At 65.5% G+C, this 13753-nt stretch carries 13 protein-coding genes; 4 read left to right on the top strand and 9 right to left on the bottom strand.

Translation table 11 applies throughout. The features are described from left to right. Positions 1-101 precede the first annotated feature (101 nt). The 6 genes from BM031_RS09640 to BM031_RS09615 all read right to left on the bottom strand — a co-directional run bounded on the left by BM031_RS09640 (position 102) and on the right by BM031_RS09615 (position 6915). Positions 102-2150: a glycoside hydrolase family 97 protein gene (locus BM031_RS09640; RefSeq protein WP_177207698.1), complete on the bottom strand. Its 2049-nt coding sequence runs from the start codon at positions 2148-2150 to the stop codon at positions 102-104. Positions 2151-2257: 107 nt separating this feature from the next. Further along, positions 2258-2572, bottom strand: a complete 315-nt coding sequence (locus BM031_RS09635; RefSeq protein WP_091874225.1) for a hypothetical protein — start codon at positions 2570-2572, stop codon at positions 2258-2260. Continuing rightward, the gene (locus BM031_RS09630) at positions 2569-3102 is read right to left on the bottom strand and encodes a hypothetical protein (protein ID WP_091874223.1); all 534 of its coding nucleotides are present in this window, start codon (positions 3100-3102) and stop codon (positions 2569-2571) included. The genes BM031_RS09635 and BM031_RS09630 overlap by 4 nt, the downstream gene beginning before the upstream one ends. A 46-nt stretch (positions 3103-3148) precedes the next feature. After that, a complete protein-coding gene (gene glcF, locus BM031_RS09625) occupies positions 3149-4369 on the bottom strand; it encodes a glycolate oxidase subunit GlcF (RefSeq protein ID WP_091874221.1) in 1221 nt (406 codons plus the stop codon). Positions 4370-4371: 2 nt separating this feature from the next. After that, on the bottom strand, positions 4372-5418 hold the full coding sequence (gene glcE / locus BM031_RS09620; protein ID WP_091874220.1) for a glycolate oxidase subunit GlcE: 1047 nt from the start codon (positions 5416-5418) through the stop codon (positions 4372-4374). Between the two features lie 3 nt (positions 5419-5421). After that, positions 5422-6915, bottom strand: a complete 1494-nt coding sequence (locus BM031_RS09615) for an FAD-linked oxidase C-terminal domain-containing protein (RefSeq protein ID WP_091874218.1) — start codon at positions 6913-6915, stop codon at positions 5422-5424. A gap of 81 nt (positions 6916-6996) precedes the next feature. Here BM031_RS09615 and BM031_RS09610 point away from each other — a divergent pair, with 81 nt between their 5' ends. Both BM031_RS09610 and BM031_RS09605 read left to right on the top strand, forming a co-directional pair. Further along, the gene (locus BM031_RS09610; protein WP_091874216.1) at positions 6997-7551 is read left to right on the top strand and encodes a cob(I)yrinic acid a,c-diamide adenosyltransferase; all 555 of its coding nucleotides are present in this window, start codon (positions 6997-6999) and stop codon (positions 7549-7551) included. Between the two features lie 4 nt (positions 7552-7555). Then, on the top strand, positions 7556-8257 hold the full coding sequence (locus BM031_RS09605) for a 2OG-Fe(II) oxygenase (protein WP_091874215.1): 702 nt from the start codon (positions 7556-7558) through the stop codon (positions 8255-8257). 131 nt (positions 8258-8388) lie between these two features. On the opposite strand, the gene dxs is transcribed toward BM031_RS09605, so the two are convergent. The 3 genes from dxs to BM031_RS09590 are packed head-to-tail and all read right to left on the bottom strand — an operon-like array spanning position 8389 to position 11408. Then, on the bottom strand, positions 8389-10260 hold the full coding sequence (gene dxs / locus BM031_RS09600) for a 1-deoxy-D-xylulose-5-phosphate synthase (RefSeq protein WP_091874213.1): 1872 nt from the start codon (positions 10258-10260) through the stop codon (positions 8389-8391). Continuing rightward, the gene (locus tag BM031_RS09595) at positions 10261-11154 is read right to left on the bottom strand and encodes a polyprenyl synthetase family protein (protein ID WP_091874212.1); all 894 of its coding nucleotides are present in this window, start codon (positions 11152-11154) and stop codon (positions 10261-10263) included. Then, positions 11151-11408, bottom strand: coding sequence for an exodeoxyribonuclease VII small subunit (locus BM031_RS09590; protein WP_091874210.1), 258 nt, complete (start codon positions 11406-11408; stop codon positions 11151-11153). Before BM031_RS09590 ends, BM031_RS09595 begins: the two co-directional genes overlap by 4 nt. 308 nt (positions 11409-11716) lie before the next feature. Between BM031_RS09590 and BM031_RS09585 the strand changes: the two genes are divergently transcribed. Further along, on the top strand, positions 11717-12817 hold the full coding sequence (locus BM031_RS09585; protein ID WP_091874208.1) for an aromatic ring-hydroxylating oxygenase subunit alpha: 1101 nt from the start codon (positions 11717-11719) through the stop codon (positions 12815-12817). Between the two features lie 15 nt (positions 12818-12832). Then, positions 12833-13753 (top strand): DMT family transporter, encoded by a 921-nt coding sequence (locus BM031_RS09580; protein ID WP_091874206.1) that lies wholly within the window; start codon positions 12833-12835, stop codon positions 13751-13753.

Here is a 13753-nt window from a genome sequence, read left to right as displayed (position 1 = left end):
CGCGCAGGCGGGAACCTAATTTTGCACGCACGACGATAACGCACGCAAACTTGGGTTCCCGCCTGCGCGGGAACGACGTTTACACGCTAGCGACCCTGCGCTTACTGCTGCGGGCTCAAACGAATCGCCTGCCCCCCACCCGGCGCCAACCGCAGCTGCAGCACATCCGCCGCCGTCACCGTCTTCGTCTCCGTCACCAGGTCGAACCTGCGCGCCGTGCGGTAGTCCGCCGCATCGCCGTCGCGATAAATCTCGGCCGTATAGCGCTTGTCCTTGTCGAGGAAATCCAGCGGCAGCGCCAGCGTGCGCTGCTCGCCGTCGGTGACGGCGCCCACGTACCAGTCGGCGCTACGGCGGTCCTTGCGGGCGATGGTCACGAAGCGGCCAATCTCACCATTCACCACCCGTGTGTCGGCCCAGTCGGTCGGCACGTCGCGGATGAACTTGAACGCGGCCGGGTATCGCTCGTAGTGTTCCGGCAGGTCGGCCGCCATCTGGATCGGCGAGTAGATGACGACGAAATTCGCCAGCTGCTTGGCCTGGGTCGAGTTGAACACCTTGCCGTCCGCGCCCTGCAGGCTCAGGATGCCCGGCGTGTAGTCCATTGGGCCGCTGAGCATGCGGGTGAATACCAGCTTGGCCTCGTGGTCCACGCTGTTGGTCGGGTTGCCCCAGGCGTTGTATTCGACGCCGCGCGCGCCTTCGCGGGTGAGCCAGTTCGGATAGGTGCGGCGCAGGCCGGTGTCCTTCACTGGTTCGTGGGTGTCGATCGACAGCTTGTACCTGGCCGCCTCGACGACCGCCTTGTGGAAGTGACGCACGCCTTCCTGCGAATCGTAGTGGCCGTAGCGCGGCTTGCCGTCGCGGCCCGTGAACAGCGCGGTGCCGGCTTCGTGCACGTAGCCCGACTTGATGCTGTCCACGCCCAGCTTCGCATACAGCTTGTAGGCCGCATCCATCTGCTTTTCATACGCGACGATGTTGGCGCCGGTCTCGTGGTGGCCGATCAGGCGCACGCCCTTGGCCTTCGCATACGCGGCCAGGCCGGGCAGGTCGAAGTCGGGGTAAGGCTGGGTGAAGCTGAAATCGGCGCCGCCGTGGCCCCAGTCGCTCTCCCAGCCCTTGTTCCAGCCTTCGACCAGCACGCCGCGGAAGCCGTTCTTGGCGGCGAAGTCGATGTACTTCTTCGTGTTGGCGGTGGTGGCCGCGTGCTTGGGGCCCGCGTTCCAGGAGCCGCTGTTCAGGTGCATCTGCCACCACACGCCGACGAACTTCGACGGCTTCACCCACGACACGTCGCCCAGCTTGTTCGGCTCATTGAGGTTGAGGATCAGGTCCGACGACAGGTAGAGGCTGGCCGCGTCGTCCGTGATCTGCAATGTGCGCCATGGCGTGGTGAAGGCGCCGCGGCGCACCACTGGGGCGCCGCTCGGCGAGGGCGCCAGCATGGCGCGCAGCTTCTGGCCGTCGACCTTGCGCAGCCACATGGTCGCGTAGTCGACCAGCGCTGCCTCGTGGAAGGCGATATGGGTGCCGTCATCCAGGCGCAGGGTCAGCGGCGTGTTGGCGATGCCGATCTCGCGCAGCGGCGCCTTGCGGATCTCTTCTTCGAGCCCGGGCAGCTCGCCGGCCGGGATCCACCAGGCGGTGGCCGGCTGGGCCACCGTGAACTCGGTCAGTTCGTCCGTGATTTCAACGTCGCGCAATTGCGCCTGTTGCGGGAATTCGTAGCGGAAGCCGACGCCGTCGTCGTAGATCCGGAAGACCACCGCAAGCTGGCGGCCGGCATGCTTCTTCTGCTCGAACTCCACCCGCAGTTCGCGGTAGCGGTTGCGCACGAACTGGCGCTCGCCCCAGGGCTGCTCCCAGGTGCTGTCATGCTCGCTCACGGCCTGGCGTTTCAGGCTGAAGCCGCCGTCGAGCTTCATGGCGTTGGCCAGGTTGAAGCCGAGGCGCGACGGCGTGATGATCTCTTTGCCCTTGCGCTTGATGCCATAGGCAAGCTTGCCGTTATCGAGCTGCACTTCCACGTTCAGGACATTGCCGGGCGATGCGGCAGTGGCGATGACCTGCTGTGCCCACGCCGGCAAGGCGATCAGGCAGGATGCCGCCAGCGCGGCGAGCATTCCCAGGGGGTGGTGGACGTGCATGAAATCTCCTTGTCGTTATTGCGTCGGCGGTAGCAAAACTACCTTCATGTGGCTCAGCCCAGCAATAGTACGGCAAAAAGGTGTAATTCGACTACAACATCACGCGCTCAGCGGGTCTGGATCCAGGCGGCGCCGTGCGTGACGCAGGCGCGGTTGACGTTTTCGAGGAAGCGGACCGCTTCGGCCTGCGACACGCCGGGCGGCATCAGCCGGGCCAGCGAGGCGTCCTCCAGCACGCGGTCGAGGCCATAGGCGATGGCGCGCGAGACGTCGCGCGCGGGCCGGCCGTCGCTGTTGTACAGCGCATCATAGGCGCCCACCGCCTCCCACACCGGCACCAGGCCAGGCGTGGTCGAGTCCTGGAAGACCACCATGGGCGGCAGTCCCTCGTCGTCGCGCACGAGCTGGAACACGAAACTCATGGCGCCGCTCCAGGCTGGACTTCCAGCAGCCGGCCGCCGAACGCCAGGTGAATCATGGTTTTCTTGCTCGGGAAGTTGAGCGCGTCGCCTGGCACGTTCACGAGGGCGGGAATGGCGAAGCGCACCGTGCCCGACTGTTCATCGAGTTCCACCTCGACCTTGAGCTCGTGGATCGCCTGCCAGCCCTTGGCGCCGACCAGCATCACGTCGAGCAGGGTGAAATGATCGCGCGGGCCGCTTTCATCGATCTCTTCCTGGAACACCGCCAGGTATTGGCGATGGTTGTTGCCGCCGCCGTAGGCTTCGATGGTGAAGACCGCGACCGCCAGCTTGCGTCCGTCCGGCAGGCTGACGGCCTGCACCTGGGCGCTGCCAGGGACGCTCTTCGAATAACTATCCCCAAGCAGTGCGGCCAGGCGCGCAACCTGGGCTTCCAGTTGCGGCGGCGGTGCGGCGTTCGCCGAGCCGGCCAGGCACAGGGCAAAGGCCAGGGCGGCGGCGGCGCGGCGGAACGGGACAGTAAGCGGCATGGCGGGTGAACGGCGTGTTGACGAAAGCGCCAGTATATAGCGCCGGCTAGGCCAGCGCGCGGTCGACCAGTTCGATCCAGTGCGTGACCGGCGTTTCCGTGCCCGACTGCAGGTGGGTCATGCAACCGATATTGGCCGACACGATCTCGTCGGCGCCGGTGGCTGCCAGGTTGGCCAGCTTGCGGTCGCGCAGCGCATGCGCGATCTCGGGGTGCAGCACCGAATAGGTGCCCGCCGAGCCGCAGCACAGGTGGCTGTCGGCGCACAGCGTCACATCCACCCCGGCGGCGCGCAGCAGGCCCTCGACCTTGCCGCGGATTTGCTGGCCGTGCTGCAGCGTGCAGGGCGGGTGGAAGGCGACGCGCTGCGTGATCTTCCCTTTCAGTTTCAGCGCCAGCTCCTCTTCGAACTGCGGCAGGATCTCGGACAGGTCGCGCGTGAGCATCGAGATGCGCGCCGCCTTTGCGGCGTAGGCTTGGTCGTGCGCCAGCAGGTGGCCGTATTCCTTGACCGTGACGCCGCAGCCCGACGCCGTCATGACGATCGCTTCCACCTGTTCCACGTAAGGCCACCAGGCGTCGATATTGCGGCGCATGTCGTCCAGTCCGCCCTGCTGGTCGTTCAGGTGGTAGCGCACGGCGCCGCAGCAGCCGGCCTTCGGGGCGACAATCAGCTGCACACCAAGGGCATCGAGCACGCGCGCGGTGGCGGCATTGATGTTCGGCGCCATCGCCGGCTGCACGCAGCCTTCGAGCACCAGCATCTTGCGCGCATGCGCGCGCGTCGGCCAGGCGCCGGCCTGGCGTGCCGGCTGCAGCTTGTCCTGCAGTTCCTTCGACAGCAGCGGACGCGCCAGCTGCCCGGCTGTAAACGCCGGCTTGAACAGCGCGCTGCGCGGCAGGAATTCCTTCAGGGTGGTGCGCTTGATGCGGTCCGCCAATGGGCGCGGCACGCGCTCGTCCACCACGCGGCGGCCGATGTCCACCAGCCGGCCATACTTGACGCCCGACGGACAGGTGGATTCGCAGTTGCGACAGGTAAGGCAGCGGTCCAGGTGCAGCTGGGTCTTGCGGGTGGGTTCGGCCCCTTCAAGCACCTGCTTGATCAGGTAGATGCGCCCGCGCGGGCCATCGAGTTCGTCGCCCAGCAGCTGGTAGGTCGGGCAGGTGGCGGTGCAGAAGCCGCAGTGCACGCAGGCGCGCAGGATCGCTTCGGCCTCATTGCCGTCCGCGGTGCCCTTGATGAAATCGGCGAGATTGGTTTGCATGCTTAATACATTCGTCCCGGGTTATAGATGTGCGCCGGATCGAAGGAGTCCTTCAGGCGTTCGTGGATGCGCGCCATCGCGGGCTGGAGCGGCTGGAACACGCCCGCGGATTTATCGCCGCCGCGGAACAGCGTCGCGTGACCGCCGCTGGCCGCCACCGTGCGGCGGATGCTGGCGGCATCGAGGTCGGTGCGCAGCCAGCGCTGGGCGCCGCCCCACTCGATCAGCTGGGCGCCGCCAAGGACGATGGCGCCGGTGGTGGACGGCACCGACAGGCGCCACAAGGCGCCCTCGCCCGCAAAGAACGGATGCTGCTGCTCGCGTACGCTGGCCCAGAAACGGTCGCAATCGTCTACCGTCTCGCCGCCGAACATGCGCACGGCAGCATCGACCGCGGCCTGGGCGCCGGACAGGCGCAGCGAGAGCACACCGTCATGCCAGCAGCTGGCCGATATCGGCAGCGGCTGGCCGCCCCATTCGTTGAGCTTGCGGATGGCCTCGATCTCGGCGATGGCGAAGCGCAGCGTGGTTTCGGCGAAGGGCTTGGGCAGCACCTTGACCGACACTTCCAGCAGCAGGCCGAGGGTGCCGAGCGAGCCGGCCAGCATGCGCGAGACGTCGTAGCCGGCCACGTTCTTCATCACCTGGCCACCAAAGGACAGCACGTCGCCCTTCCCGTCCAGCAGCTTCGCGCCCAGCACGAAGTCGCGCACGCCGCCGCTGCTGGCGCGGCGCGGGCCAGCCAGGCCGGCGGCGATCGCGCCGCCAAGGGTTGCCCCATCGCCGAAGTGCGGCGGCTCGAAAGCCAGCATCTGGTTACGTTCGGCCAGCGCGGCCTCGATCTCGGAGAGCAGCGTGCCGCAGCGCGCCGTGATCACCAGTTCGGTCGGCTCGTAGTCGACGATGCCGGCGTAGCCGCGCGTGTCGAGGACTTCGCCCTCGAGGCGCTGGCCATACCAGTCCTTGGTGCCGCCACCGCGGATGCGTAGCGGCTGCTTGTGGGCGGCGGCCGCGCGCACCCGCTCTTGGAATTGTTCGATGGTGTGCATGTTCTACAGGCGCTCGAGGTCGGGGAAAGGCAGCGCGCCGCCATGCACGTGCATCTTGCCGAATTCGGCGCAGCGGTGCGGGGTCGGGATCGCCTTGTCCGGGTTGAGCAGCATCGGCGCGTCGAACGCGCGCTTTACCGCGAAGAAGGCGTCGAGCTCCTTGCGGCCGAACTGCACGCACATCGAGTTGATCTTCTCCATGCCCACGCCATGCTCGCCGGTGATGGTGCCGCCCACTTCGACGCACAGCGCCAGGATGGCCGCGCCAAAGGCTTCGGCGCGGTCGAATTCGCCCGGCTGGTTGGCGTCGAACAGGATCAGGGGGTGCATATTGCCGTCGCCCGCGTGGAACACGTTGGCGCAGCGCAGGCCGAAGGTAATTTCCATGCCCTCGATTGCCGTCAGCACCCGCGCCAGCTGCTTGCGCGGGATGGTGCCGTCCATGCAGTAGTAGTCGGGAGAGATGCGGCCCGCCGCCGGGAAGGCGTTCTTGCGGCCGGACCAGAAGCGCATGCGCTCCGCCTCGGTCTGCGACACCGCAATCGCCGTGGCGCCGGCGCCTTCGAACACGGCCTTCATGCGTTCGATTTCTTCCGCCACTTCCAGCGCGGTGCCGTCGGCTTCGCACAGCAGGATGGCGGCGGCATCCAGGTCGTAGCCGGCGTGGACAAAGGGCTCGACCATGCGCACCGAAGTGCGGTCCATCATTTCCAGGCCGGCCGGGATGATGCCGGCGGCGATGATGCTGGCCACCGCGTTACCGGCCGTGATGACGTCGCCGAAGGAAGCCATGACCACCTGCGCCACGGCCGGCTTGGGTACCAGCTTCACGGTGACTTCGGTGACGATGCCGAGCATGCCTTCCGAGCCGATGAACACGGCCAGCAGGTCCAGGCCGGGCGCATCGAGCGCTTCGCTGCCCAGCTCGATGATGTCGCCGTCGATGGTGGCCACGCGCACCCGCAGCACGTTGTGGACCGTCAGGCCGTATTTGAGGCAGTGCACGCCGCCGGAATTCTCGGCCACGTTGCCGCCGATGGTGCAGGCGATCTGGGATGAAGGATCGGGCGCGTAGTAGAGGCCATGCCCTGCTGCGGCTTCGGAAATCGCCAGGTTGCGCACGCCCGGCTGGACCACGGCGGTGCGCGCATAGGCGTCGACTTTCACGACGCGGTTCATGCGCGCGGTGGAGACGACCACGCCGTCGGCGATGGGCAGCGCGCCGCCCGACAGGCCGGTGCCGGCGCCGCGCGGCACGATCGGCACCTGCAGTTCGCGGCACACGTTAAGGATCGCCAGCACCTGGTCTTCGCTGTCGGGCAGGGTCACGATCATGGGCAGCTGGCGGTAGGCCGCCAGGCCGTCGCATTCGTAGGGGCGGGTGTCTTCGGGGTCGGACAGGACGCAGCGCTCGGGCAGGCGCGCGCGCAGTGCGGCGACGACTTGCGCGCGCCGTTCGGCGAGCCCGGGAATGGTAGCGGATGTGGTCGCGGTCATTCTTGAATTGTAGGCACAATCGGGCTGTTTTGTCGTATGCTCGCCCTATCGTTTTTATCATAGTTTGCATAAGGTTACATCATGGGCAATCGACTCTCGAAGATCTCCACGCGCACCGGCGACGACGGTACCACCGGCCTGGGCGACGGCAGCCGCACCGTCAAGGACAGCCCGCGCATCCATTCGCTGGGCGAGGTCGACGAACTGAACTCCTTCGTCGGCCTGCTGCTGTGCGAAGACATGCCGGACGCGCTGCGCGAGGAACTGGTCTCGATCCAGCACGACCTGTTCGACCTGGGCGGCGAGCTGTGCATCCCGGGCTACGAAATGATCAAGGACGAACACGTGGCGCGCCTGGACGGCCTGGTGGAAAAGTACAACGCCGAGCTGCCGATGCTGAAGGAATTCATCCTGCCGGCCGGCTCGCGCGCCGCCTCGCTGGCCCACGTGTGCCGCACCGTGTGCCGGCGCGCCGAACGCGCCATCGTGGCCTTGTCGCATGCGGAAGACATCCGCCCGCATCCGCGCAAATATGTGAATCGCCTGTCGGACCTGATGTTCGTGCTGGCGCGCGTGCTGAACCGCTTCGCGGGCGGCAGCGACGTGCTGTGGCAGCATGAGCGCAAGCGGGGGTAAGCGGATGGAGGATTTCATCGGGATCTACGACGACGCCCTCACTGCCCAGCAGTGCGACGCCATCCGCGCCCGTTTCGACGCCAGCAAGCAGGTCGCGCGCGGCCGCACCGGCAATGGCGTCGACGTCAGCAAGAAGGACAGCTACGACCTGACCATCAACGGCCTGGCGGAGTGGGATGACGTCGGCGCCGTACTCACCCAGGCGATGGCGCAGCACCTGGCGCAGTACATGGCGAAATACCGCATGCTGCTGATCGGCGCGCTGTCGCCGCAGGTGGCGCACCCGGAGACGGGCGAGGCAGTGACCCTGTCGCTGGCGAACTTCGAGGAATTCGGCACGCCGAACGTGGTGGAGCTGATGCAGTCGATTTATAGGGTGGGGAATGTCAACCTGCAGAAGTATTTGCAGGGGACGGGCGGGTATCACCACTGGCATTCGGAGATTTATCCGCAGAACGAGAGCTGCGAGACCTTGCACCGGGTGCTGCTGTGGCAGTTCTACCTGAACGATGTGGAGGATGGCGGGGAGACGGAGTTTTTGTACCAGGGGCGCAAGGTGGAGGCGCGCAAGGGGCGTCTCATTATTGCGCCGGCGGGGTTTACGCATACGCACAAGGGGCATGTGGCGCGTAGTGCGGACAAGTATATTGCGACCTCGTGGATTTTGTTTCAGAGGGCGGAGGTGTTGTTTGGGGCGCCTCGGTAACGCGTCTTGAGCGGACTTCGGTGGGGAAATTGGGTCCCGGCCTGCGCCGGGACGACGTTGTTTGAGTTTAGCGTTAGCTCAAAAACCGTCGTCCCGGCGCAGGCCGGGACCCAAGTTAGCGTGCTTACCAATTACGTATTATTGACCACCAACCTCGGCTCACCCCCAGCAAACCTCGCACGAATCGACGCCGCAATCCCCTTGGCATCCAGCCCCACAGACGCAAGCAGCGCCCCCGGATCCCCCTGGTCAATGAACTTGTCCGGCAGCCCCAGCATCAACACCGGCTTCACGATCCCTTCCGCCGCCAGCGCCTCGGCCACGGCCGAACCCGCGCCGCCCATCACGCAGCCCTCTTCCACCGTCACGAAGCAGTCATGCTCCTGCGCCAGGCGCTTGAGCAGCTCCACGTCGAGCGGCTTCACGAAGCGCATGTTGGCCACCGTGGCGTTCAGCTCTTCGCCCGCCTTGATACTCGGCGCCACCATCGAACCAAAGGCCAGGATCGCGATCGCCTTGCCTTCGCGCGCGACGACGCCCTTGCCGATCTCGATCGCGCTCAGTTCCTGCGAGATCGCCGCGCCGATGCCGGCGCCGCGCGGATAGCGCACGGCAGCCGGGCCGGGGTAGTGATAGGCGGTCGTCAGCATCTGGCGGCATTCGTTTTCGTCGGACGCGGCCATCACGACCATGTTCGGGATGCAGCGCAAATAGGCCAGGTCGTAGTTGCCGGCGTGGGTGGCGCCGTCGGCGCCCACCAGGCCTGCGCGATCCAGCGCAAACGTGACGTCCAGGTTCTGCAGCGCCACGTCGTGGATCAGCTGGTCGTAGCCGCGCTGCAGGAAAGTGGAGTAGATCGCCAGCACCGGCTTCATGCCTTCGGTGGCGATACCGGCGGCGAAGGTCACCGAGTGCTGCTCGGCGATGCCGACGTCGAAGTAGCGTTCCGGGTACTGCTGGTGGAAGGCCACCATGCCGGAACCTTCGCGCATCGCCGGCGTGATGCCGACCAGGCGCTTGTCCGACGCCGCCATGTCGCACAGCCAGTTGCCGAATACTTCGGTATAGGTGATCTTGCTCGGCGCGCCGGCCGGCTTGATGCCTTCGAGCGGGTTGAACTTGCCGGTGCCGTGGTACAGGATCGGCTCGGCCTCGGCCAGCTTGTAGCCCTGGCCCTTCTTGGTCACCACGTGCAGGAACTGCGGGCCCTTGAGCTTCTTGATGTTTTCCAGCGTCGGGATGAGCGAATCGAGGTCGTGGCCGTCGATCGGGCCGATGTAGTTGAAGCCGAATTCCTCGAACATGGTGGCCGGGACCACCATGCCCTTGGCGTGTTCTTCGAGTTTACGCGCCAGGTCGAGCATCGGGCCGGGCAGCACGCTGCGGCCGACGTTCTTGGCGGCGGCGTAGAACTGGCCGCTCATCAAACGCGCCAGGTAGCGGTTCAGCGCGCCGACCGGCGGCGAGATCGACATGTCGTTGTCGTTCAGGACCACCAGGAGGTTGACGTCGTCCTCGACGCCGCCATTGTTCAGGGCCTCGAAGGCCATGCCGGCGGTCATGGAGCCGTCGCCGATCACGGCGATGGCGTGGCGGTCCTCGCCCTTGATCTTGGCGGCCGTGGCCATGCCTAACGCAGCCGAGATCGAGGTCGACGAGTGGGCGGTGCCGAAGGTGTCGTAGGTGCTTTCGTCGCGCTTCGGGAAGCCCGACAGGCCGTTCAGCTGGCGCAAGGTGGGCATGCGCTCGCGCCGGCCGGTAAGGATCTTGTGCGAATAGGTCTGGTGTCCCACGTCCCACACGATGCGGTCGTGCGGGGTGTTGAAGACGTAGTGCAGCGCGATGGTCAGTTCCACCGTGCCGAGGTTCGACGACAGGTGGCCGCCGGTTTTCGACACCGAGTCGAGCAGGAACTGGCGCAGCTCGGTTGCGAGCGGCGTCAGCTGCGTGCGCGGCAGCAGGCGCAGGTCGGCGGGATCGTTGATGGTCTCTAGCAGTTTCATTTAGGCCTTCCGCTGCACGATGAGGTCGGCGAGTTCGCGCAGCCGCAGTGCTTGTTCTCCAAATGGCGCCAGCGCTTCGTGCGCTTCACGCCGCAATTGCTCGGCCAGTTCCTTCGAGGGTTCCAGCCCAAGGATCGACACATAGGTCGGTTTGTTGTCGGCCGCGTCCTTGCCCGCGGTCTTGCCCAGCGTGGCCGAATCGGCGGTGGCGTCGAGCACGTCGTCCACCACCTGGAAGGCCAGGCCGATCGCCGCCGAATAGGCTTTCAATGCTTCCAGTTCGACCGGCGACAAATCCTTGCCACACAGGGCGCCCAGGATCACCGACACGCGCAGCATGGCGCCGGTTTTCAGCTGGTGCATGCGTTCGAGTTCGTCGCGCTGCAGCGCCAGGCCGACGCTGTCGAGGTCGATCGCCTGGCCGCCGCACATGCCGCTCGACCCGGCCGCTTCGGCCAGCAGGCGCAGCATGGTCACCTGGCGCGCGGGCGGCAGGGTGTCGATGTCGGCCAGCGCCTGGAAGGCCTGGGCCTGCAGCGCGTCGCCCACCAGCAGCGCGGTCGCTTCGTCATAGGCCACGTGCACGGTCGGTTTGCCGCGGCGCAGGTCGTCGTCGTCCATGCAGGGCATGTCGTCGTGCACCAGCGAATACACGTGGATCATCTCGACGGCCGCCGCCACGCGCCCCAAGGCCTGCGCGTCGCCGCCGAACAGCGCGCCACTGGCATAGGCCAGCAGCGGGCGGATGCGCTTGCCGCCGCCCAGTGCGGTGTAGCGCATCGCCTCGTGCAGCTTGTGCGGCAGCGTGGTCGCCGCCGGCAGGCAGGCCTCGAGCGCGCGCTCGACGTCCAGCTGCACGTCCTGCATCCAGAGCGCGAATGCCTGCTGCGTCATTGGCCACCCTCGTCGACGCCGTCGGCCGAGAAGGGCTTGAGCATGTCGCCTTCAAGGACCTTGACCTGGGACTCGACCTTTTCCAGCTGGGCCGCGCAGTATTTCACCAGTTCGGAGCCGCGCGCATAAGCGGCCACCGAGGCTTCCAGCGGCAGCTGGCCCGATTCCATCTGCGACACGAGCTGGGCCAGCTCGGCCATCGCGCCTTCGAAGGACTCGGGGGGCGTTACAGCGGCGTTAGTATTATTTGGCATGGCAATTCAGCGTGAAGAAGGCGCAAGGGTGCGCCCAAGGTCAATCCAATCGCGTATTTTAGATCAATCCTTCCCCGCGAGGGGCGCACATTGCATCGCATACAACTTGCCTGCCTGATAAAACCTTGATTTTTCCACAATTTATTGGGGCAGTTTCCCCACAGATAGCTACCGGGCGGAGACTGTAGAGCTTGTTCCACGGTATAATCGCCGGTTCTGTCCCAAATAACCGTATTCCTCTTTTCTCGATACTGGTCTTTGGATTCTTTCTCTTCTTTGGCTACAAGCTAATTTAAAGGGGGGTGGGGATGTCCGATCTGGCTACCCAGGCCAAGCTGGCAGCTTCGTGCGCTCAGCTTCCGGTAAATGTCTACTTTGACGCCGCGCTGATGCAGCGCGAGCTGCAACAACTGTTTCACGCCGGCCCGCGCTATGTCGGGCACGAATTGATGGTCCCGGAGCTGGGCGATTTCGCCACGCTCCCATCCGAAAACGAAGGCCGCATGCTGGTCCGCAATGCGGCCGGCATCGAGGTGCTGTCCAACGTCTGCCGTCACCGCCAGGCGCTGATGTTCAATGGGCGCGGCAATGCGAACACCATCGTGTGCCCGCTGCACCGCTGGACCTATGACCTGAAGGGCCAGCTGATCGGCGCTCCGCACTTCCCGGAGACGCCGTGCCTGAATTTGTCCAAGACCAGGCTGCAGAACTGGAACGGCCTGCTGTTCGAGCAGAACGGCTACGACGTCATGGACAAGCTCAAGAACATGGAAGCGACCAAGGACCTCGACTTCACGGGCTATATGTTCGACCACGTCGAGATCCACGAGTGCGACTACAACTGGAAGACCTTCATCGAGGTCTACCTGGAGGATTACCACGTCGAGCCCTTCCATCCGGGCCTGGGCAATTTCGTTTCGTGCGAAGACCTGAAATGGGAATTCGGCCGCGACTACAGCGTCCAGACCGTGGGCGTGCACCGCGCGCTGCAGCAGGCCGGTACGCCTGCCTATAAGAAGTGGCAGGAGCAGGTCCTGAAGTTCAACAACGGCCAGCCGCCGAAGTTCGGTGCGATCTGGCTGACGCTGTACCCGAACATCATGGTCGAGTGGTACCCGAACGTGCTGGTGGTGTCGACCCTGTGGCCGATCGGCCCGCAAAAGACGCGCAACGTGGTCGAGTTCTACTACCCGGAAGAGATCAAGCTGTTCGAGCGCGGTTTCGTGGACGCCGAGCGCGCCGCCTACATGGAAACTGCGGTCGAAGACGACGAGATCGCGCTGCGCATGGACGCCGGCCGCAAGATTTTGCTCGACCGCGGCGTCAACGAAGTCGGTCCCTACCAGTCGCCGATGGAAGACGGGATGCAGCATTTCCACGAGTGGTACCGCAGCAAGCTCGAGTTGTAATTCTCTAGGAATGTAATGCCTTCACTCTGGATGCTGTTTGCCAGCTTCGCGTTTGCCGCCATGGGCGCGGGCGTGAAGCTGGCGTCCGAGTTCTACTCGACGTCCGAACTCCTGATGTACCGCGGCCTCGTTGGCACCATCGTGCTGGCGATGATCGTGCGCCACCGCGGTGGCACGTTCAAGACCCCCTTCCCCCGTGCCCACATCTGGCGCAGCGTCGTTGGCGTGACCTCGCTGTGGCTGTGGTTCTTCGCCATCACGCGCCTGCCGCTGGCCACCGCCGTCACGCTGAACTACATGGCGCCGATCTGGATCGCGGCCTGGATGTTCGCCCACGGCTGGTGGAGCGGCACCAAGATGCCGGAGTGGCCGCTGGTGCTGGCCATCGGCATGAGCTTCATCGGCGTGACCCTGGTGCTGCAGCCGGCGGTCGAAAGCAACCAGTGGCTGGGCGGCCTGGCCGGCATCTGCTCGTCGGTGATCTCGGCCATGGCCTATATGCAGGTGCGCAAGCTGGGCCAGATGGGCGAGCCCGAATACCGCGTGGTGTTCTACTTCTCGCTCACCACCACCGTGGCCGGCTTCACTGGCACCCTGCTGGGCGACGGCCCGCAGGACGCCGTGTTCCAGAGCCATACGCTCTACAGCGGCGCCCTGCTGCTGGGGATCGGCATCACCGCCCTGATGGCGCAGATCGCCATGACCCGCGCATACCGCGTCGGCAAGGTGCTGGTGGTGGCCAACCTGCAGTACACCGGCATCGTGTTTTCCAGCCTGTGGGGCCTGGCGCTGTGGGGCGACGCCTTCAACTGGCATGTGTGGCTGGGCATCGGCGTGATCCTGGCGTCCGGCATCGCCGCGACGTTCTACAATACGCGCAGCACGGCCAAGGGCGCCGTGGTCAAGGACACCGATCCGATCGCCAGCGAAACCTGA

It is taken from the genome of Massilia yuzhufengensis (assembly GCF_900112225.1).
In the GTDB taxonomy this organism is placed as follows: Bacteria; Pseudomonadota; Gammaproteobacteria; order Burkholderiales; family Burkholderiaceae_D; genus Telluria; species Telluria yuzhufengensis.
The sequence above is the reverse complement of the archived record's forward strand: the minus strand, read 5'-3'. Positions and strand labels throughout refer to the sequence as shown.